The organism is Corynebacterium sp. Z-1 (assembly GCF_031844665.1).
Classification (GTDB): domain Bacteria; phylum Actinomycetota; class Actinomycetes; order Mycobacteriales; family Mycobacteriaceae; genus Corynebacterium; species Corynebacterium sanguinis.
Genome location: NZ_CP134621.1, coordinates 829362 through 846723, shown reverse-complemented (window position 1 = coordinate 846723; position 17362 = coordinate 829362). Strand labels below are relative to the sequence as shown.

Below are 17362 nucleotides of genomic sequence, written 5' to 3'. Positions count from 1 at the left end.
CGGGGCTTTCCTCTTATCAATCCGGGCTAGGACAGCTGTTCGGCAAACTTATCGATGGCCCACGGAATGGTCACTGGGTTGGGCATGCTCATCGCGTTGCCGACGTCGGTGGCGAGGTAGCGCACTCGGCCGTCTTTGACGATGTCCAGGTTTTGGAACGTTGGGTCGTTCTCCAGCGCGGTGAGCGCGCCGTTGTAGTCCAGGACGAATAGGTAATCCACGCCGTTTAAAGCCGCGTAGTTTTCGGGGGCGTAGTCGACGAAGAAGCTGGAGCCGTCTCCCTGAAGCTCGGGCGGGATGCTAAAGCCCAGGTTCTCGATGAACTGCCCGCGCCCGTCGCCGGCGGTGTAGAGGCCAATCTTTCCCTCGTAGGGCATCACGATCGCGGCGCTCTTTCCAACGAGCTCCGGGTGGCTGTCGCGGAAGTCGGCGAAAGCCTTTTCGGTTTTCGCGATCAACTCCTCACCTTCGGCTTTTTTATCGACGGCCGCGGCGATTGTCTCAACCTGCTTGTCCCAGGGGATCTGCCAGTTGTCGTAGCCCTCGGGCTTGAGTGTCGTCGGCGCGATCTGCTCGAGCGAGTCCTGGGCTTGGACGTCGACGGCCTGGTTGACCGCAATGATCTGGGTGGGCTCGGTGGCGGCGACCTGTTCGAGGACATCGGCGGTAAAGCCGCTGGCCGTGTTGTAGATTGTCGCCGGTCGCGCGCTGCCGAGCAGCTCCTTCGACCACGGCCCGACGCCGCTTTCGTCGCCGTCGCCCTCGGCGCCCCAGGGGGCAATGGCGACGGGGGTGACATCGAGCGCGAGCAGCGTGTCGACGTCGCCAAGCCCGAGGCTCACTATCCTCGCCTCACCTGCGCCATCGGTTGTGGCAGGCTCGCCTTCTCCTCGTGTGCAGCCTGCGAGTGCGAGTGCTGCGGCGGCCACAAGCGCGACTGCAGTGGTGGGCTTGCGCGAGAAAATTCCCATTAGGTTTCCTAACTTCTTCGATTTACGACACATCAACGTGCCTAAAATGAGGGCGGAATGTATACTAAGCGCCAACGATGTACTAAAGCAAGCCTTGCCTTACTAGAGACTGATTGGTGCCATGCATACCCACGCCCTCCACACCGTCACACTGCTCGACAATCAGCAGCTCAAGCCCCGCTTGCATAGGCTGACATTCACCGCAGATGCATTCGCCGACTTCCCCCTCACCGGCCCGGATGAGTACTTCGGCCTCGTCATGCCCAAACCTGGCCGAGACTTCGAGCCGTTTGACATCGACGGCGTCAACATCCGCGCGGCGGTCGCGGCACTGCCCGAGGACACCCGCCCCGACCTGCGCTGGTACACCATCCGCAAGCTTGACAAGGACAAAAAGCTTATCGACGTCGACGTGGTCACCCACGGCGACTCCGGCCCCGGCTCGCGGTGGATCCGCCGCGCCCGGCCCGGCACAACCGCGGGGATGTTCACCTGCCCAGCGCTGTGGACCCCACCCACCGGTTCGCAACTGCTCGTCGCCGACGCCTCCGCCCTGCCCGCGCTGCGCCACATCCTCGCCTATCAGCGCGCCAACGCCCCGGCGGCGTTAGAGCTCACCGACGTCGTCGCCGTTATCACCGCCGACGAGGAGATCGAAGACGGGCTCGTCACCCAGTGGGGCGACGCACTTCGCAGTCTCACCGTCGTCGACGCACCCAAGCAGGCGGAAACGGCGGCGACGCTAGGCGCCCTGCGCACCCTCTACCCCGCACACGCGCCGCACTCCGTGTGGGTCTCTGGCGAGGGAGCACTAACCAAGGCTGTGCGCTCGCTCGCCGTCAACTCGTGGGGTGTGGCCCGAGAAGACGTCGTGTGGGTGCCGTTTTGGTTCCACGGCAAGGCCCGGCCCTAAGCCAAAAGGCACCCCCGCTCGCGACCCTTCTTGGAAAGGGCGCGTGCGGGGGTGCGTCGTCAAGCGGCGGCTAGTTAAGCGCGCTGCATCTTGCCGTCCTTGTCAGCGAACGGGAAGCCGAGGTGGCGCAACAGGGCACGGCCCTCGTCATCGTTCGTTGCGGTGGTCACGAGCGTGATGTCCATGCCGCGCACGCGATCGACCTTGTCGATGTCGATCTCGTAGAACATGGTCTGCTCATTCAGGCCGAAGGTGTAGTTGCCCGCACCGTCGAACTGCTTGTCGTTCAGGCCGCGGAAGTCACGGATACGCGGCAGAGCGATGGAGAGCAGACGGTCGAGGAACTCCCACATGCGATCGCCGCGCAGAGTAACCTTCGCCCCGATCGGCATGCCTTCACGGAGTTTGAAGTTAGCAATCGACTTCTTCGCGCGACGCAGCTGCGGCTTCTGGCCGGTGATCGCGGTGAGGTCTTCGAGTGCGCCGTTGATGACCTTGGAGTCGCGGGCAGCGTCACCAACGCCCATGTTGACCACGATCTTGGTCAGACCCGGAATCTGCATGACGTTGTCGTAGCCGAACTCTTCGCTGAGCTTGGCGCGGATGTCGTCCTTGTAGCGGCTCTTCAGGCGCGGGGTGTAGTTCTCAGCCATGCTTAGATGTCCTTCCCGTTCGACTTTGCCACGCGGACCTTCTTGCCGTTCTCGTCGAAACGGTAGCCCACGCGAGTCGGGGTGCCGTCGGAATCCAGGACCATCACGTTGGAGACGTGGATGGGTGCTTCCTGGGTGACGATGCCGCCGGACTCGGCGCCGCGCTCGTTGTAGGAGTTAGCGACGTGCTTCTTGATGCGGTTGACGCCCTCGACGAGGACCTTGTCGCGCTGCGGGTAGGCCTCAATGACCTTGCCCTGAGCGCCCTTGTCCTTGCCAGAGATGACCTGGACCATATCGCCCTTCTTGATCTTCATGGGTTAGATCACCTCCGGTGCGAGAGAAACGATCTTCATGAACTTCTTGTCGCGCAGCTCGCGCGCGACCGGGCCGAAGATACGGGTACCGCGGGGTTCAGTGTCGTTCTTGATCAGAACGGCAGCGTTTTCGTCGAATGAGATGTAGGAGCCGTCCGGGCGACGGGTCTCCTTCTTGGCGCGGACGATGACGGCGCGAACGACCTCACCCTCCTTGACGTTGCCACCGGGGGTGGCTTCCTTCACGGTGGCGACGATCGTGTCGCCGATGCCGGCGAAGCGTCGGACAGAGCCGCCGAGGACGCGGATGCACAGAATTTCTCGTGCACCAGTGTTATCGGCGACCTTCAGACGCGATTCTTGCTGAATCACTAGGGTCTCTCCTGACCTGGTTTCAAAGTGCGCCAGATTTCCGTCCTGCGCGCACGTGGTCAATGCTTACTTGTGCCTCTTCGCTTATCGACGAACCACGCGGACGTGGTCGAAGGGTCTCGGGGCGCCCACTCGGAAACGCGCGGGAAACCCCGACCAGCTCAAGACAACCTGTATATTCAACCACGCCGACCTCGCAGAAAGCAAAACCCCGGACGCCGCTTCGCTTTTTTAGTGTAAACCGGTGTGCATGTCCAATCAGCAGCCCCGCGTTCTGTCCATCGCCGGCACCGACCCCACCGGCGGGGCGGGCATCCACGCCGACCTTAAATCGATCGCCGCCGCCGGGGGTTACGGTATGGCCGTGGTCACCGCGCTCGTGGCGCAGAACACCCGCGGTGTACGCGAGGTCCACACCCCGCCACAGGGGTTCCTCCGCGCGCAGCTGGACGCGGTTGTCGACGACGTGACCATCGACGCCATCAAGATCGGCATGCTTGGCGACGCCCCCACCACCGCCACCGTCTCTACCTTCCTCGGGGCGCACCCGGTCCCGATTGTGGTGGTCGACCCCGTCATGGTGGCCACCTCGGGCGATCGCCTGCTGAGCACGGATGCCGAGGAGGCGCTGCGTCAGCTGATCCGCGACCACGCCACGGTGGTCACCCCCAACATCCCGGAGCTCGCGGTGCTCACCGGCGCCGCTGCGGCCACCGACTTCGACGCTGCGGTTGCCCAGGGCGCCTCGTTTGCCGCCGACACCGGCGTGAGCGTGCTGGTCAAAGGCGGCCACCTCACCGGCGCGTACGCCTCAAACGCGCTGGTCACCCCTGCCGGCGAGGTCCACGTCATCGCGGTGCCGCGCGTGGACACCCCCAACACGCACGGCACGGGCTGCTCGCTCTCATCCGCCCTAGCCACGCGCCTAACTATCGACGCCTCCGGAAACGCCGCCGCCGAGTGGGCCTCGCACTGGCTGCACGAGGCGATTTCTCACGCCGACGCGCTGCACGTCGGGGGCGGCCACGGCCCCGTCGACCACTTCCACGCCCTGCGGCGCCGCGCCGCGAGCGGTTCCACGCGCCCCTGGGGTGAGACGGACCGGTGGCATGAGGGGGGCGTCGATACGCCGCTGCCCGCCCCGCGGATCGCGCCCGCCGGCGAGCACACGCGTCGGCTCTGGGAGATGGCGGCGCGCGTCGTTTGGCCGCAGATCCTCGGCTCGGGCTTTATCCGGGACCTTCGCGACGGCACGCTGGCGCGCGACGAGTTCGACTTCTACCTCGCCCAGGACGCACACTACCTCGGCGACTACTCCCGCGCGCTCGCGGGTTTGAGCGCCAAAGCCCCCGCGGCCGACGAGCAAGTGTGGTGGGCGCACACCGCCCAGCAGGCGATCGTCGCGGAGCAGGAACTGCACCGCTCGTGGTTTAGCGACCACGGCATCGACGTCGACACCACCCCGATCTCTCCGGTGACCCTGGGCTACGTCAGCTTCCTCAAGGCGCAGGTCGCGCTGGAGGACTACCCCGTCGGCGTGGCCGCGGTTCTGCCGTGTTTCTGGCTCTACGCCGAGGTGGGCTTGTACTTGGCGGACAGCAACTCCCCCACTCACGCCTACCGCGCCTGGCTGGACACCTATAGCGGCCAAGAATTCGTGGGCGAGGCCCGCGGGGCGATCGCGCGCGCCGAAGAGGCTCTGGCTGCGGCGACGGAGGCACAGCGTCGACAAGCGGCGGATGCCTTTATGCACGCCTGCTACTACGAGCGCGACTTCTTCGACCAGGCGGGCCGGCGCTAGCTCTCGTTGGCCGGCACCCAGCCCAGCGCCGGGGCGATGTGCTCGGCGAAGTCGGCGAGGATCTTGACGTTGAGGTCCACCCCAAGCTGGTTCGGGATGGTCAGCATCAGCGTGTCCGCGGCCTGGATCGAGGGATCCGCCTTGAGCTCCGCAATGATCTGGTCCGGCTCGGCGGCGTACGTCTTGCCGAAGGTCACCGCCCGGCTCTCGCCGAGCGAGCCGATTTGCTCCGAGCTGCCCTGCATCCCGAACAGGCGGCGCGAGGTGTCGTCAACGATCGGAAAAACGCTGCGCGACACCGACACGCGCGGCGTCCACTCGTGGCCGGCCTCGGCCCACGACTCGCGGTAGCGCTGAATCTGACGGGCCTGGAGCTCGCCTAACGACGACCCGTCGGCCTCGCTGATCAGCGTCGAGCTCATCAGGTTCACCCCGTCACGGGCCGCCTGCTCAGCGGACTCGAAGGACCCCGCACCCCACCAGATGCGGCGGTCCGCGCCCGGCGAGTGCGGCAGCACCGGCAGATCGATGCCCGGGCGATACATCCGCGGGTACTGCCTGTCCAGCGGCGCCGAGACCGCCATCCCCTCGCCGCGCAGCGCGGCCATGAAGCGCTCCAAGTGATCCCTTGCTAAGTCCGCGCCGTTGTCCGCTTGGGCGGTGAAGCCGAATGACTCCCAGCCCTTGTCGGCGGGCTCGGGTGAACCGCGGGACACACCGAGGGCGACGCGCTCGTTGGAGAGCAGGTCGAGCGTGGCGATGTCCTCGGCGAGCTGCAGCGGGTTGGCGTAGCGCATATCCAACACACCCGTTCCCACCTCGATGTGCTTCGTTACCGCGGCCATTGCGGAGAGCAGCGCGATCGGTGATGAGAACTGCGGGGCGAAGTGATGCACCCGGACGTAGGCGCCGTTGACGCCGATCGCGTCCGCTTGCCGCGCGATCTCTACGGTGTCCTGCAGGGTTTGCTTCGCGCCTGGGCCCTGCTGCCCGGAAAACGCGTAGTGGCCGAAGGAAAGGAATCCAAACTTCTTCATGCCCCGTTCAACGTAGACACGTCAACATTTGTTCCTTTCCCCCGGCCACCAGGGGGGTCAATCGGCTACGCCTCGACGCCGATCTCCTTGCCGTCCTCGCGCCACGCAACAGCCACGGCTGGGCGAGGCACGGAGTTGCCACCCTCCGGCCAGTTGGAGGTCGGGTTCTCGTAGGTCGCGTCGTCCGACTCGCCCGGGTGCTGGACGTTGACCATCACGCGCTCCTCGGTCACGATCGGGCCACAGGTCTCAGCGTCCTTCGGCACCGTGAGGAAGCACTTGACCTGGCCGCGGTTCTCGCCTTCGAGGCCAACAGCGTAGAGACCGTCGTTGCTGCCCAGCGCGTTGCCGTCGGTGGAGATCCAGAGGTTTCCGTAGGTGTCGAACGCAAGGTTGTCCGGGCAGGAGATCGGGGAAACCTTGTCCTTGTCGAAGCCGCCAAAGTAGGTCGACGCCGCAGCCGGGTCACCACACACCAGAAGCAGGTTCCAGGTGAAGTTCTCGCCCGCGAAGTCATCCTCGATCTCCATGACAAGACCGTTCTTGTTCTCGCGGATCGGCGCGTACTCCATCACGTCTTCCTTGCTCTTCGACGCGTTCTCGCCGGTCGCACCGCGGTAGGAGTTGTTGGTCAGGGCAACGTAGACCTTTTCGTTGACCGGGTTGACCTCAAAGTCCTCCGGGCGATCCATCTTCGTCGCACCGACCTCATCGGCCGCGAGGCGGGTGTAGACCGCAACCTCCTCGGGGGTGAAGCCGTCGACATGCGACTCGGCACCATTCTCGGTCACCGTCAGCAGCTTGACCCACGTGCCCTTACCGTCGAACTCGCCGTCGGACGGCAGGTCGCCGTCGCCAGTGATCTCGCTCTGCGGGGAGTCGCCCTCGAGCTTGGCCACGTAGAGGGTGCCCTCGTCGAGGATGCTCATGTTGTGCTCGACGTCGCCCTCGTCCATCTTCTTGGAGGAGACAAACTTGTAGATGTACTCGAAGCGGGAATCGTCGCCCGAGTAGCACACCACGGTGCCATCCTTGTCAACGTGGACGTTTCCGGCCTCGTGCTTGAAGCGGCCCATCGAGGTGTGCTTGATCGGGGTGGAGTTCGGGTCCAGCGGGTTGATCTCGACGATGTAGCCGAAACGGTTGAACTCGTTGGGCTCCTTCGCCAGGTCGAAGCGATCGTGCAGGCGCTCCCACTTGCGCTCGGAGGCCTCATCATCCACGCCGAAACGCTTCACGTCTGCGGCCGGGCGCTCGCCCGTAACGGCGGCACCGTTAGCGAAGTACTGGTCGATGTTCTCCTCGCCCGACAGGAAGGTGCCCCACGGGGTCATGCCGCCCGCGCAGTTGTTCAGCGTGCCCAGAACCGTCTTGCCCTCCGGGTCTGCGCTGGTCTTGACCAGGTCAGCACCAGCGAGGATACCGCGGAGCTCAAACGGGGTGTTCGCGGTGATGCGGCGGTTCAGCGGGCCGAACTCGCGCTTGAGCTCGCCGGTGTCGCCCACCTTGGACACCTCGAGGATGGTGTGGCCGTGGTTAGCCAGGCCGATGTTGATCTGCTCATCGGTGGGGTTGTCCGCGTCGTAGCCCGGGAACATCTGCGGCTCGGTGGTGTACTCGTGCGAACACACGTACACCATGCGGCTGTCATCGTCCGGGTGGTCCATCAGACCAGCGAAGTCGTTGTTGAAACCGAACTGCTTCTCCGCGTCAGCCGCGGTCTGGTTCTCTGGGTCGAACTCCGGAGCGTCCTTGAAAATCGGGTCGCCCCAGGCAATAAGAACGCTGGTGGCGTAGCCGGTCGGGACAACAACCTTGTCCTCGGTATTCGGTGCGACCGGCTCGAACTGCATGCCCTTGAGCGCCTTGACCTCGGTAGCTGTGGCCGAGGAGCTGCCCGTCGCCGCGGACGCGGTGGTCGTACCAGCCGCGCCACTGCCCGGCTCGGAGCTGCAGGCCGCGAGGGCGGCACCGCCGCCGACGGTGACCACACCGAGGCCGAAGGACTTCAGCACTCCGCGGCGCGAGACGAGGTCGCCGAAGTAGGCGTTATCGGAGGTGTTAGTGCACTCGCCCCAACATGCGTTACCGCACTTGTAGGTACAGGTCAGCTTGGACCGCTTGGACTGGAACAGAAGGTTAAGGCCCTTGATGGTCATGGTGAGACTCCCCGTCTTCGCACAAAGTGAGCATAATGTAGAAACTGACTCATCGAACCTTAAGGTTCAACACTTGCGCACCGAAGAATCTGAGGTGAACAGTTAGTGAACCAAAACTGCGCTGGAAAGTTAACGGGGTATTCAGATGCCGGGAACGGTTGTGCAGTGCAATCTGCGCACAGGTAGGCGTCGAAAAGCAAAAAGCCCCGCACGGGGCGGGGCTTTTACCTCGAGGGATGGCTGGGTTTAGCGGGCCTTCTCGATGATCTCGATGAGACGGAAATGCTTGTCCTTGGACAGCGGGCGGGTCTCCTCGATACGGACGAGGTCGCCAACACCAGCGGTGTTGTCCTCGTCGTGGGCCTTCACGCGCTTGGTGGAGCGCACGATCTTGCCGTACAGGGCGTGGGACTTGCGGTCCTCAACCTCGACCACGATCGTCTTGTCCATCTTGTCGGACACGACGTAGCCGCGGCGGCGCTTCTGCAGGCCCTTTTCCTTCTTGCCGTTTGCTGCCTCGTGTGCAGCGTTGTCAGATACAGTCACGTTTGCCTCAGTCATGGTTATGCCTCAGCTCCCGGGACGACAGACAGACCGAGCTCGCGCTCGCGCAGCACGGTGTAGATGCGTGCAATGTCGCGCTTGACGGTGGAGATGCGGCGGTTGTTGGTCAGTTGGCCAGTCGCGAGCTGGAAGCGCAGGTTGAACAGCTCTTCCTTCGCGTCGGCCAAGCGGGTGCGGAGCTCATCATCGTTGAGCTCACGGAACTCGGATGCGGGGGTACCAGCAGCCATTAGAACAGGTCCTCCTTCTTAATCACGCGGACCTTGCACGGCAGCTTCGCGCCAGCGCGGCGCAGAGCTTCCATGGCGGTCTCCTCGTTCGGGTAGGACATCTCGAAGAGAATGCGGCCCGGCTTCACGTTAGCCACCCACTTCTCAACCGGGCCCTTACCGGAACCCATACGCACGCCGAGCGGCTTCTGGGTTAGCGGACGATCCGGGAAGATGTTGATCCAGACCTTGCCACCACGCTTGACGTGGCGGTTAATCGCAATACGAGCGGACTCGATCTGGCGGTTGGTGATGTAGGCCGGCTCGAGAGCCTGGAGGCCGTAGTCACCGAAGTTGATGGTGTTGCCACCCTTGGACACGCCGCGACGGTGCGGGCGGTGCTGGCGGCGGTACTTCACGCGCTTAGGAATAAGCATGTGTTTAGCCCTCCTGCTTCTGCTCTGCGCGCTGGCGGCGCTGGCCACCACGGCGCGGGCGGCGGTCACGGTCGCCGCGTCCGCGACGATCGCCCGACGGTGCGTTGAGGTCAGACTCACGCACGCCGCCGACGACGTCGCCCTTGTAGATCCACACCTTGACGCCAATGACGCCAAAGGTGGTGTGTGCCTCGGCAATGCCGTAGTCAATCTCCGCGCGAAGGGTGTGCAGCGGCACACGGCCCTCGTGGTAGCGCTCAACGCGCGACATCTCGGCGCCGCCAAGACGGCCGGAGGTCATGATCTTGATGCCCTTGACCTGCGGGTTGCGCATTGCGGACTGGATTGCCTTACGCATCGCGCGACGGAACGCCACGCGGTTGACCAGCTGCTCAGCGACGGACTGCGCCACCAGAGCTGCGTTGGCGTCGACGTTCTTGACCTCGAGGATGTTGAGCGCAACCATCTTGCCGGTGAGCTTCTCCAGCTCGCGGCGGATGCGGTCAGCCTCGGCGCCACGGCGACCAATCACGATGCCCGGGCGGGCGGTGTGAATGTCGACGCGGACGCGGTCGCGGGTGCGCTCGATGACGACGTCGGCAATGCCGGCGCGCTCAAGGCCCTTAGAGAGGAACTCGCGGATCTTGATGTCCTCTGCGACGTAGTCGGCGTAGTTCTTATCGGCGTACCAGTGGGTCTTCCAGTCAGCGGTGATTCCCAGGCGAAGGCCGTGTGGGTGGATTTTCTGGCCCATTACTTAGCCCCTTCCTTAGATTCAGCGGACTCGACGACCACGGTGATGTGAGAGGTGCGCTTCCGGATCTGGAAAGCGCGGCCCTGTGCGCGCGGCTGGTAGCGGCGCATGGTCGGGCCCTCGTTGGCGTAGCACTCGGCGATGACCAGGGTGCGCGGGTCCAGACCGAAGTTGTTCTCAGCGTTGGCCGCGGCAGACGCAACGACCTTGGCAATATCCTTGGACGCACCCTGCGGGGCGTACTTCAGGATAGCGAGAGCCTCGGAAACGGACTTTCCGCGGACCAAAGCGAGCACGCGGCGCGCCTTCATCGGGGAGACGCGGACGAACCTGGCCGTCGCGGATGCGGAGGTGATGGTGTCACTCATCGCTTATCGACGTCCCTTCGATTCCTTGATGTGACCCTTGAAGGTCTTGGTTGGTGCGAACTCGCCGAGCTTGTGACCGACCATGGACTCATCGACGAACACCGGCACGTGCTTGCGACCGTCGTGGACGGCGAAGGTGTGGCCGATGAAATCGGGGAGAATGGTCGAGCGGCGAGACCAGGTCTTGATGACCTGCTTGGTGCCGGCCTCGTTCTGAGCGTCCACCTTGTTGAGGAGGTGCTCATCGACGAACGGGCCCTTCTTCAGGCTGCGTGGCATGTTTGCTTACCTCCTCTTAGCGCTTCTTGTTCGCGCGACGACGGCGCACGATCATGTTGTTGGAGTAACGGTTCGGGTTACGGGTGCGGCCTTCCTTCTGGCCCCACGGGCTGACCGGGTGGCGTCCACCGGAGGTCTTGCCCTCGCCACCACCGTGCGGGTGATCGACCGGGTTCATGACAACACCGCGGACGGTCGGGCGCCAGCCCTTCCAGCGCATACGGCCGGCCTTGCCCCAGCGGATGTTGATCTGGTCGGCGTTGCCGACCTCACCCACGGTGGCGCGGCAGCGGATGTCCACGCGGCGGATCTCGGAAGACGGCATACGCAGAACTGCGTAGTTGCCTTCCTTACCCAGCAGCTGGATGGAAGCACCTGCGGAACGGGCGAGCTTCGCGCCCGCGCCCGGCTTGAGCTCCACTGCGTGGATGGTGGTACCGGTCGGGATGTTGCGCAGCGGCAGGTTGTTGCCAACCTTGATGTCTGCGGTTGCGCCGGACTCGAGCACGGTGCCCTGGGTCAGGCCCTTGGGCGCGATGATGTAGCGCTTCTCGCCGTCGGTGTAGTGCAGCAACGCGATGTTGGCGGTGCGGTTCGGGTCGTACTCAATGTGAGCGACCTTGGCCAGCACGCCGTCCTTGTCGTTGCGGCGGAAGTCGATAACGCGGTAGCGACGCTTGTGTCCGCCGCCGCGGTGGCGGGTGGTGATGTGGCCGTGGTTGTTACGGCCACCCTTCTTCGGGAGCGGGCGCAGCAGGGTCTTCTCCGGAGTGGAGCGGGTGATCTCCGAGAACTCGGAGACGGAGCTGTTGCGGCGACCCGGGGTTGTCGGCTTGTACTTACGAATAGCCATAATGTGTCCTTTTCTATCGAGTCACTTAGACGGCTGCGCCGCCGAAGATATCGATGGAGTCGCTGCCCTCGCGGAGAGTGACGTAGGCGCGCTTGGTGTCCTTACGCTTGCCAAAACCGGTGCGGGAGCGCTTGCGCTTACCCTCGCGGTTGGCGGTGTTCACCGAAGCGACGTCGACGCCGAAGATCTTCTCCACGGCAATCTTGATCTGGGTCTTGTTAGCAGACGGGTTCACGAAAAACGTGTACGTGTTCTGCTCCATCAGCGCGTAGGTCTTCTCGGAGAGGACCGGGGCGATGATGACGTCACGCGGGTCGGCGATCTTAGCCATTTACTTCTCCTCCTCAGCTGCGGCAGCGGGTGCGCCGGCGGCTGCGTTCACGAAGGTGTGAAGCGCCTCGACGGAGAACACGACATCATCAGCATTGAGCACGTCGTAGGTGTTCAGCTGGCTCGGCTCAAGGATGTGGACACCCGGCAGGTTCCGTGCGGAAAGGCGGGAGTTGACATCCTCACGGCCGATGACCAGGAGAACGGACTTACGGTCGGTGAGACGCTCGATGAAGGCGCGTGCGGACTTCGTCGACGGGGTCTGGCCCGGGACGAGCTCCTCCACAACGTGGATGCGCGCGCCGCGTGCGCGGTCGGTCAGGGCGCCAGCGAGAGCTGCCTTGATCATTTTCTTGGGGGTGCGCTGCGCGTAGGAACGCGGCTGCGGACCGTGAACGACGCCACCGCCGGTGAAGTGCGGCGCGCGGATCGAGCCCTGGCGGGCGCGACCGGTGCCCTTCTGGCGGAACGGCTTCTTACCACCGCCGCGGACCATGCCGCGGGTCTTGGTGGCGTGGGTGCCCTGGCGAGCTGCCGCCTGCTGGGCGACAACCACCTGGTGCATCAGGGGGATAGACGCCTCGCGGTCGAAGAGTTCGGCCGGGAGGTCGACGGAACCGTTGGTCTTGCCGTCGGCGGTATGGACGTCGAGTGTCAGGTTCGTCATGCGTGAGCACCGCCCTTCACTGCGGTCTTGACGGTAACAATGCTGCCCTTGACGCCCGGGATTGCTCCCTTAATCAGGATCAGGTTGTTGTCGCCGTCGATGCGTTGGATCTTCAAGTTCTGGGTGGTAACGCGGTTGCTGCCCATGCGGCCAGCCATGCGCGTGCCCTTGAACACGCGGCCCGGGGTGGCGCAGGCGCCGATGGAGCCGACGCGGCGGTGCGCAGCCTGGTTACCGTGGGAGGCGCCCTGGCCTGCGAAGCCGTGGCGCTTCATGGCACCGGCGTAGCCCTTGCCCTTGGTGGTGCCCACGACGTCGACGTAGGTGTCGCCGTCGAAAATGGTCGCGTTGAATTCCTGGCCGACCTCGTATGCGGAGGTGTCGTCCATGCGGATTTCCACGACGTGGCGGCGCGGGTTGACGCCGGCCTTCTTGAAGTGGCCGGCCTGCGGCTTCTTCGTCTTACGGGGATCGATGTCGCCGTAAGCAATCTGGATGGCGCTGTAGCCATCGGTTTCGGGGGTGCGAATCTGGGTGACCACGACCGGCCCAGCTTCGACGACGGTGACCGGGATAACCCGGTTGTCCTCGTCGAAGATCTGGGTCATGCCGAGCTTCTTGCCCAGAATGCCCTTGATCTGGTTGTCAGACATGTGTTAGTTCTCCACTACCAAAAGTCGGGATCTTGCTTACTGAATGTTCACGTCGACGCTTGCCGGCAGGTCAATGCGCATGAGCGCGTCAACCGTCTTGGGCGTCGGATCGAGAATGTCGATGAGGCGCTTGTGAGTGCGCATCTCGAAGTGCTCGCGAGAATCCTTGTACTTGTGGGGAGAACGAATAACGGCGTACACGTTCTTCTCAGTGGGCAACGGCACCGGCCCGACGACGCGGGCACCCGTGCGGGTGACCGTCTCGACAATCTTCTTCGCGGATGCGTCGATCGCCTCGTGGTCGTAGGCCTTGAGCCTGATGCGGATTTTCTGTCCCGCCACGCTTACCTCTTCCTCGCTTCCCCCACATTCGACATTCACCGAAGCGGTGGGGTTTTAAGCTTGTAGTTTCTCTATAACGTTGTCCGGGCTGGGCCCTGGGCGCAACGCCAGTGTCGTTTCTGACTGCCATGACACGAACCGGAAGGTAAAGCAGCACAGCAAATAAATGCGTGCATCTGCTTTAGTGCTTCCGCCTGCGCCCCGTATCAACGGGCGCGGGTGTCAGACTCGGAAGGGCGCGTGACCCTTGCGTACTGCCGCTGTTTATTTGCCATGGCCCTTCTCCGGTCCCCGGTTAAGGGGGCCTTCTTGGTGTAGAAGGTGTCATGTTCGCCTCACCACCGCGCGTTAGCGCCGTGTCAAAGCAACCCGACTATTAAAGCACAAGGGGGAAAACAAAAGCAAGACGCTTGCCGACGCCACTTCTAGCGGCTCCGGAGTAGAGTTGGCGCAACCAACCCGTGAAAGGACAACCATGGCAGACAACACCACTGAACCGACTAACACTGCTTCGGGCGTAGTCATGCCCGCTGCTTCGACTCCCCGGAACGAGAACTTGGTCACCGACCACGGCACGACCGTGATTGATGACACCGTCGTGGGCAAGATCGCCGGCATCGCCACGCGCGAGGTGTCCGGGGTGGCCAACCTCGGCGGCGGCGCGGCTCGCATGTGGGGCGCGGTGCGCGAGTCGCTGACCGCGTCTACCAACGTGCAGCAGGGCGTGAACGTTGCAGTCCAGGACGGGCACGCGTCGATCGCGGTGGCGATCATCGCCGAGTACGGCGTCGCCATCCACGAGCTGGCGAAGGCGATCCGCGAGAACGTCACCCAGGCAGTGACCCGGATGACCGGCCTGATCGTGGACCGCGTGGACATCACTGTCCACGACGTCAACCTGCCCGATGCGGAGCCGATCGACCGGATCGAGCCCGTCGATCCCGCCGCTACCACGCTGGTTCAGTAGTCGTGGCGGGCCCGATCACACGCGAAACCGGTGAGGCGCTGCGCGACGCTGCGCTCGGTGTCCCCGGAGTCGCCGACTTGAGCCCCGGGCGCTTCGGCGAGGTCGCACTGCTGCTCCCGGGTGAGCGCATCCGCGGCATCAGGGCTGCGGAGCGCGACGAGCTTTTCGGCGCAGAGATCCACATCGTGTTCGATGTGGGATCGGCGCGCCCGATCGCCGAGGTGGCCACCGAAGTGCGCGCCGCGGCGCTTGACTCGCTTAACGACCCCTTGGACTTCATCGACGTCGTGGTCGCGGACGCGCAGAAACTTTAGGAAAGAGATGCACTCATGAACATTCTCGGCTCAAAAACAGCGCTTGGCATCCTCATCGGCGTGATCGTGGCGTTCTTTGTCACGTTCGGCGGGTGGCCCGGCCTGCTGTGGCTTTTGTTCTTCGTCGCCGTCGGCGGCGTCATTGGCGCCCAGCTTGATGGCCGCATCGACGTCGCCGACCTCATCGCGACGGGGTCCGGCAGAGGGCGAAGCTGATGGCGGAGCTCACCTATCATCTCAGCGAGCGCACGGTGGAGCACATCGCCGAGGCCGCCGCGCGCAAAGTCCCGGGCTCGATCGCGCTTGACGCGAAGCTCGCCGGGCTCGCGGGCCGCAGCCTGCCTCGCTCGACGGCGTACCTGAACCGGCGCGCGGGCACGGTCACTATCGACGCCGACATCGCCGCGTCCTACCCCGCCCCCATCGCCGCGGTGACCGACGTCGTCCGCGAGGCCATCCGGCGCCAGGTCAGCACTCTGACCGGCCTCGAGGTCACGCGGGTCAATATCAAGGTCGCCAACGCGAAGCCTGCCGGCGGACGCGAGCGTGTCGACGCCACCCGGCTCGACAGCCACCCCATCGACATCGCGCCGACGCCCGTGCGCGTGCGCTCCTCATCGACCAACGTTGCGCGCGTCTCCGCGCCACCGCAGCGCCCAGTGAGGTCGGTTCAGGCCCCGGAACCCGGCCCCGACCTCGCGCCCATCGGCTACATCCCCGCCGAGGTCATCGAGACCTTTTCGGTGCCCAAGCCGACGGTCATTGTCCCCCAGCTGCCAACCCCGACGCCGCTGCGCCCGATCACTCTACAACCCGTGGTGAATGCCCATGCCCGACTCTCCTAGACCGCTCCCCGGCGCCCAGCCGCGCGCCAATCCTGCCGCCCGCTGGCTCGCTCTGCTGATCGGCGTCGCCCTGCTCGCCGTCGCGGGCGTCACCGGCAGGGACATCTGGTACCGGTGGGCGCTCAACGACCCGTCTAATTCGTGGGTCGCCGAGGCGTTTCGCTGTGTGGCGACGCAGCCTGCGGACCCGCTCGCTGTCGCCGCTGGCGTGATCGTCGCCCTGCTCGGTGTGTGGCTGCTGGTCAAGGCGCTGTCGCCGCGCGTGCGCACGCACACCCGCGTCGCCTCGCCCGCTTCGATCTGGGTGCGCCCCGTCGACGTCGCGCGAAAGTCCACCCACGTCGCGCGCCAGCAGGCGCCGGGCTCGGCGATCAGCTCGCGCTCGACCCGGAAGAAGCTCACCGTGTCTGTCGAAGACGACGGCTCGGCGCAAGCGCTGCAACAGCGGGTTACGACAGCCCTGGAGAACGAGTTCGCACCGCTGCACGTGCGTCCGCGCATCGCCGTCGCGCTGCGGCCGCAGCAGGACGCGGGACAGGAGGATCAGCAGTGAAATCCGGCACCGCTGCGTTCGACCGCGTGCTCGTTTTCGTCTTCGGAGTACTCCTGATCGCCGCCGGGTTGATCCCGACCGCGTTGTACTTCGACATCCCCTACGTCAGCGACGTCGTCGAGTCCTACGACCGCAACCAGCTTGGAACGCTTCCAGCGCAGCCGTGGTTCCCCTTCGCCCTGGTCGGCGGGTTTATCGTCTCGCTTATCTTGGGCATCTGGATCGTCGCCGCCAACCTGGCGTCTCGTTCCTTCAGCACGAAAAGCGTCGTCCCGGCCCAGCCGGATCACGGCGATACCGTGCTCAACGTGCAGCGCATTGCCCAGGCGGCGTGTGACTACATGGCCAGCACCGGCATTGTCGCCGGCGCCCAGTCGAGCGTCGCCATGGTGGGCCGCCGGCCCACCGTGACGTTTACCGTCACGGCCGACCCTGCCTACAGCCTGCGCGAGTCGATCGATTACCTCGAGTCCGCGGACCGCGACTTCGCCGAGGCCTGCGGCGCGATGGACATCGACACCGTGTACAAGCTTCACTTCGACCGCATCAGCGAGACGGGCTAGACCTCGAGGACGTAGGTCGCGGCGACCTCGCCGAGGTCCACGTCCCCAGCCCCGCTCGCTCGCTTGACGACGAGCCGCCCGCCAGGCGTGCAAGAGACTATGGCGTCGAACGCCACCGTAGAGCTCTCCACCGTCCGCAGGGCCTGATCCCACAGGCGGATGCGCTGGCCGACGATGCAACGTCGGTTACCCGCCAGCACTACGAGCCAGCGGCAGTTGCCTACCTGCACGCGCTGAAGCCCGTTGAGAGCCGGGGCTTGCGCAGGATCGAAGGTGCTGGCGATCCCGACGACGCCGAGGCGGTGCTCCACCCCGGCGGTGTCCGTGATGACCAAGGGCAGTCCCGGTCCGGTGCGCCGCATTCCCCCGAAGCCCCACACCCCCGGCATCCGCTGCGCCTGCTGTGCGCTGCGCACGATCACCGTGTCGCCGGCGAGCGTG

Annotated in this window: 26 protein-coding genes; 8 read left to right on the top strand and 18 right to left on the bottom strand. The window is 64.7% G+C overall.

The features are described 5' to 3' along the window. Positions 1 to 26 precede the first annotated feature (26 nt). Entirely contained in the window at positions 27 to 971 is a 945-nt protein-coding gene (locus RIU96_RS04190; RefSeq protein ID WP_136653311.1) for an ABC transporter substrate-binding protein, read from the bottom strand. Between the two features lie 121 nt (positions 972 to 1092). Here RIU96_RS04190 and RIU96_RS04185 point away from each other — a divergent pair, with 121 nt between their 5' ends. Continuing rightward, on the top strand, positions 1093 to 1884 hold the full coding sequence (locus RIU96_RS04185; protein WP_144739971.1) for a siderophore-interacting protein: 792 nt from the start codon (positions 1093 to 1095) through the stop codon (positions 1882 to 1884). Positions 1885 to 1958: 74 nt separating this feature from the next. On the opposite strand, the gene rplE is transcribed toward RIU96_RS04185, so the two are convergent. Genes rplE through rplN form a run of 3 tightly spaced genes read right to left on the bottom strand, consistent with a single transcriptional unit; the run spans position 1959 to position 3226 of the window. Next, positions 1959 to 2537 (bottom strand): 50S ribosomal protein L5, encoded by a 579-nt coding sequence (rplE, locus tag RIU96_RS04180; protein WP_136653315.1) that lies wholly within the window; start codon positions 2535 to 2537, stop codon positions 1959 to 1961. Positions 2538 to 2539: 2 nt separating this feature from the next. Beyond that, positions 2540 to 2854, bottom strand: a complete 315-nt coding sequence (rplX, locus tag RIU96_RS04175; protein ID WP_006839446.1) for a 50S ribosomal protein L24 — start codon at positions 2852 to 2854, stop codon at positions 2540 to 2542. A gap of 3 nt (positions 2855 to 2857) precedes the next feature. Next, positions 2858 to 3226: a 50S ribosomal protein L14 gene (gene rplN, locus RIU96_RS04170; protein ID WP_040422171.1), complete on the bottom strand. Its 369-nt coding sequence runs from the start codon at positions 3224 to 3226 to the stop codon at positions 2858 to 2860. A gap of 250 nt (positions 3227 to 3476) precedes the next feature. Between rplN and RIU96_RS04165 the strand changes: the two genes are divergently transcribed. Continuing rightward, a complete protein-coding gene (locus tag RIU96_RS04165) occupies positions 3477 to 5027 on the top strand; it encodes a bifunctional hydroxymethylpyrimidine kinase/phosphomethylpyrimidine kinase (protein WP_144739974.1) in 1551 nt (516 codons plus the stop codon). Here the strand turns inward: RIU96_RS04165 and RIU96_RS04160 are convergent. From RIU96_RS04160 to rpsJ, 13 genes are all read right to left on the bottom strand, one after another. Next, the gene (locus RIU96_RS04160) at positions 5024 to 6064 is read right to left on the bottom strand and encodes an LLM class flavin-dependent oxidoreductase (RefSeq protein ID WP_144739978.1); all 1041 of its coding nucleotides are present in this window, start codon (positions 6062 to 6064) and stop codon (positions 5024 to 5026) included. The two genes, RIU96_RS04165 and RIU96_RS04160, sit on opposite strands and share 4 nt — an antisense overlap. Positions 6065 to 6129: 65 nt before the next feature. After that, entirely contained in the window at positions 6130 to 8223 is a 2094-nt protein-coding gene (locus tag RIU96_RS04155) for a PhoX family protein (protein ID WP_144772344.1), read from the bottom strand. Between the two features lie 246 nt (positions 8224 to 8469). After that, positions 8470 to 8784, bottom strand: coding sequence for a 30S ribosomal protein S17 (gene rpsQ / locus RIU96_RS04150; RefSeq protein WP_136653323.1), 315 nt, complete (start codon positions 8782 to 8784; stop codon positions 8470 to 8472). A gap of 2 nt (positions 8785 to 8786) precedes the next feature. Then, entirely contained in the window at positions 8787 to 9017 is a 231-nt protein-coding gene (gene rpmC / locus RIU96_RS04145; protein ID WP_136653325.1) for a 50S ribosomal protein L29, read from the bottom strand. After that, positions 9017 to 9433: a 50S ribosomal protein L16 gene (gene rplP / locus RIU96_RS04140; RefSeq protein WP_006839439.1), complete on the bottom strand. Its 417-nt coding sequence runs from the start codon at positions 9431 to 9433 to the stop codon at positions 9017 to 9019. Before rplP ends, rpmC begins: the two co-directional genes overlap by 1 nt. Positions 9434 to 9437: 4 nt before the next feature. After that, positions 9438 to 10187, bottom strand: coding sequence for a 30S ribosomal protein S3 (rpsC, locus tag RIU96_RS04135; protein ID WP_136653327.1), 750 nt, complete (start codon positions 10185 to 10187; stop codon positions 9438 to 9440). Beyond that, complete coding sequence (gene rplV / locus RIU96_RS04130) at positions 10187 to 10555, bottom strand: 50S ribosomal protein L22 (RefSeq protein ID WP_006839437.1); 369 nt, start codon at positions 10553 to 10555, stop codon at positions 10187 to 10189. The genes rpsC and rplV overlap by 1 nt, the downstream gene beginning before the upstream one ends. 3 nt (positions 10556 to 10558) lie before the next feature. After that, positions 10559 to 10834 carry a 30S ribosomal protein S19 gene (gene rpsS, locus RIU96_RS04125; protein WP_006839436.1) on the bottom strand — a complete coding sequence of 92 codons (276 nt, stop codon included), beginning with the start codon at positions 10832 to 10834 and terminating at the stop codon, positions 10559 to 10561. Positions 10835 to 10850: 16 nt separating this feature from the next. Then, positions 10851 to 11687 carry a 50S ribosomal protein L2 gene (gene rplB / locus RIU96_RS04120; protein WP_136653329.1) on the bottom strand — a complete coding sequence of 279 codons (837 nt, stop codon included), beginning with the start codon at positions 11685 to 11687 and terminating at the stop codon, positions 10851 to 10853. A 25-nt stretch (positions 11688 to 11712) separates the two neighbouring features. Continuing rightward, positions 11713 to 12018, bottom strand: a complete 306-nt coding sequence (rplW, locus tag RIU96_RS04115; protein WP_136653331.1) for a 50S ribosomal protein L23 — start codon at positions 12016 to 12018, stop codon at positions 11713 to 11715. Then, a complete protein-coding gene (rplD, locus tag RIU96_RS04110) occupies positions 12019 to 12684 on the bottom strand; it encodes a 50S ribosomal protein L4 (RefSeq protein ID WP_136653333.1) in 666 nt (221 codons plus the stop codon). After that, on the bottom strand, positions 12681 to 13337 hold the full coding sequence (rplC, locus tag RIU96_RS04105; protein ID WP_136653334.1) for a 50S ribosomal protein L3: 657 nt from the start codon (positions 13335 to 13337) through the stop codon (positions 12681 to 12683). Before rplC ends, rplD begins: the two co-directional genes overlap by 4 nt. 36 nt (positions 13338 to 13373) lie before the next feature. Next, positions 13374 to 13679, bottom strand: coding sequence for a 30S ribosomal protein S10 (gene rpsJ / locus RIU96_RS04100; RefSeq protein ID WP_003848085.1), 306 nt, complete (start codon positions 13677 to 13679; stop codon positions 13374 to 13376). Between the two features lie 475 nt (positions 13680 to 14154). Here rpsJ and RIU96_RS04095 point away from each other — a divergent pair, with 475 nt between their 5' ends. The 6 genes from RIU96_RS04095 to RIU96_RS04070 are packed head-to-tail and all read left to right on the top strand — an operon-like array spanning position 14155 to position 16921. Then, positions 14155 to 14646: an Asp23/Gls24 family envelope stress response protein gene (locus tag RIU96_RS04095; RefSeq protein WP_136653336.1), complete on the top strand. Its 492-nt coding sequence runs from the start codon at positions 14155 to 14157 to the stop codon at positions 14644 to 14646. Positions 14647 to 14648: 2 nt separating this feature from the next. Continuing rightward, a complete protein-coding gene (locus RIU96_RS04090) occupies positions 14649 to 14960 on the top strand; it encodes an Asp23/Gls24 family envelope stress response protein (RefSeq protein ID WP_136653338.1) in 312 nt (103 codons plus the stop codon). Positions 14961 to 14975: 15 nt separating this feature from the next. Further along, a complete protein-coding gene (locus tag RIU96_RS04085) occupies positions 14976 to 15176 on the top strand; it encodes a hypothetical protein (protein ID WP_136653340.1) in 201 nt (66 codons plus the stop codon). After that, positions 15176 to 15805: an Asp23/Gls24 family envelope stress response protein gene (locus RIU96_RS04080; RefSeq protein WP_136653342.1), complete on the top strand. Its 630-nt coding sequence runs from the start codon at positions 15176 to 15178 to the stop codon at positions 15803 to 15805. Before RIU96_RS04085 ends, RIU96_RS04080 begins: the two co-directional genes overlap by 1 nt. Continuing rightward, entirely contained in the window at positions 15789 to 16358 is a 570-nt protein-coding gene (locus RIU96_RS04075; protein ID WP_136653344.1) for an Asp23/Gls24 family envelope stress response protein, read from the top strand. Before RIU96_RS04080 ends, RIU96_RS04075 begins: the two co-directional genes overlap by 17 nt. Then, a complete protein-coding gene (locus RIU96_RS04070; RefSeq protein ID WP_144739987.1) occupies positions 16355 to 16921 on the top strand; it encodes an Asp23/Gls24 family envelope stress response protein in 567 nt (188 codons plus the stop codon). Before RIU96_RS04075 ends, RIU96_RS04070 begins: the two co-directional genes overlap by 4 nt. Here RIU96_RS04070 and RIU96_RS04065 read toward each other — a convergent pair. After that, positions 16918 to 17337: a hypothetical protein gene (locus RIU96_RS04065; protein WP_311205132.1), complete on the bottom strand. Its 420-nt coding sequence runs from the start codon at positions 17335 to 17337 to the stop codon at positions 16918 to 16920. The two genes, RIU96_RS04070 and RIU96_RS04065, sit on opposite strands and share 4 nt — an antisense overlap. Positions 17338 to 17362: the final 25 nt, after the last annotated feature.

Coding starts and splice junctions, on each gene's coding strand:
- RIU96_RS04190 (WP_136653311.1), bottom strand. CDS start 971: ATGGGAATTTTCTCGCGCAAGCCCACCACTGCAGTCGCGCTTGTGGCC.
- RIU96_RS04185 (WP_144739971.1), top strand. CDS start 1,093: ATGCATACCCACGCCCTCCACACCGTCACACTGCTCGACAATCAGCAG.
- rplE (WP_136653315.1), bottom strand. CDS start 2,537: ATGGCTGAGAACTACACCCCGCGCCTGAAGAGCCGCTACAAGGACGAC.
- rplX (WP_006839446.1), bottom strand. CDS start 2,854: ATGAAGATCAAGAAGGGCGATATGGTCCAGGTCATCTCTGGCAAGGAC.
- RIU96_RS04165 (WP_144739974.1), top strand. CDS start 3,477: ATGTCCAATCAGCAGCCCCGCGTTCTGTCCATCGCCGGCACCGACCCC.
- RIU96_RS04160 (WP_144739978.1), bottom strand. CDS start 6,064: ATGAAGAAGTTTGGATTCCTTTCCTTCGGCCACTACGCGTTTTCCGGG.
- RIU96_RS04155 (WP_144772344.1), bottom strand. CDS start 8,223: ATGACCATCAAGGGCCTTAACCTTCTGTTCCAGTCCAAGCGGTCCAAG.
- rpsQ (WP_136653323.1), bottom strand. CDS start 8,784: ATGACTGAGGCAAACGTGACTGTATCTGACAACGCTGCACACGAGGCA.
- rpmC (WP_136653325.1), bottom strand. CDS start 9,017: ATGGCTGCTGGTACCCCCGCATCCGAGTTCCGTGAGCTCAACGATGAT.
- rplP (WP_006839439.1), bottom strand. CDS start 9,433: ATGCTTATTCCTAAGCGCGTGAAGTACCGCCGCCAGCACCGCCCGCAC.
- rpsC (WP_136653327.1), bottom strand. CDS start 10,187: ATGGGCCAGAAAATCCACCCACACGGCCTTCGCCTGGGAATCACCGCT.
- rplV (WP_006839437.1), bottom strand. CDS start 10,555: ATGAGTGACACCATCACCTCCGCATCCGCGACGGCCAGGTTCGTCCGC.
- rpsS (WP_006839436.1), bottom strand. CDS start 10,834: ATGCCACGCAGCCTGAAGAAGGGCCCGTTCGTCGATGAGCACCTCCTC.
- rplB (WP_136653329.1), bottom strand. CDS start 11,687: ATGGCTATTCGTAAGTACAAGCCGACAACCCCGGGTCGCCGCAACAGC.
- rplW (WP_136653331.1), bottom strand. CDS start 12,018: ATGGCTAAGATCGCCGACCCGCGTGACGTCATCATCGCCCCGGTCCTC.
- rplD (WP_136653333.1), bottom strand. CDS start 12,684: ATGACGAACCTGACACTCGACGTCCATACCGCCGACGGCAAGACCAAC.
- rplC (WP_136653334.1), bottom strand. CDS start 13,337: ATGTCTGACAACCAGATCAAGGGCATTCTGGGCAAGAAGCTCGGCATG.
- RIU96_RS04095 (WP_136653336.1), top strand. CDS start 14,155: ATGGCAGACAACACCACTGAACCGACTAACACTGCTTCGGGCGTAGTC.
- RIU96_RS04085 (WP_136653340.1), top strand. CDS start 14,976: ATGAACATTCTCGGCTCAAAAACAGCGCTTGGCATCCTCATCGGCGTG.
- RIU96_RS04080 (WP_136653342.1), top strand. CDS start 15,176: ATGGCGGAGCTCACCTATCATCTCAGCGAGCGCACGGTGGAGCACATC.
- RIU96_RS04075 (WP_136653344.1), top strand. CDS start 15,789: ATGCCCGACTCTCCTAGACCGCTCCCCGGCGCCCAGCCGCGCGCCAAT.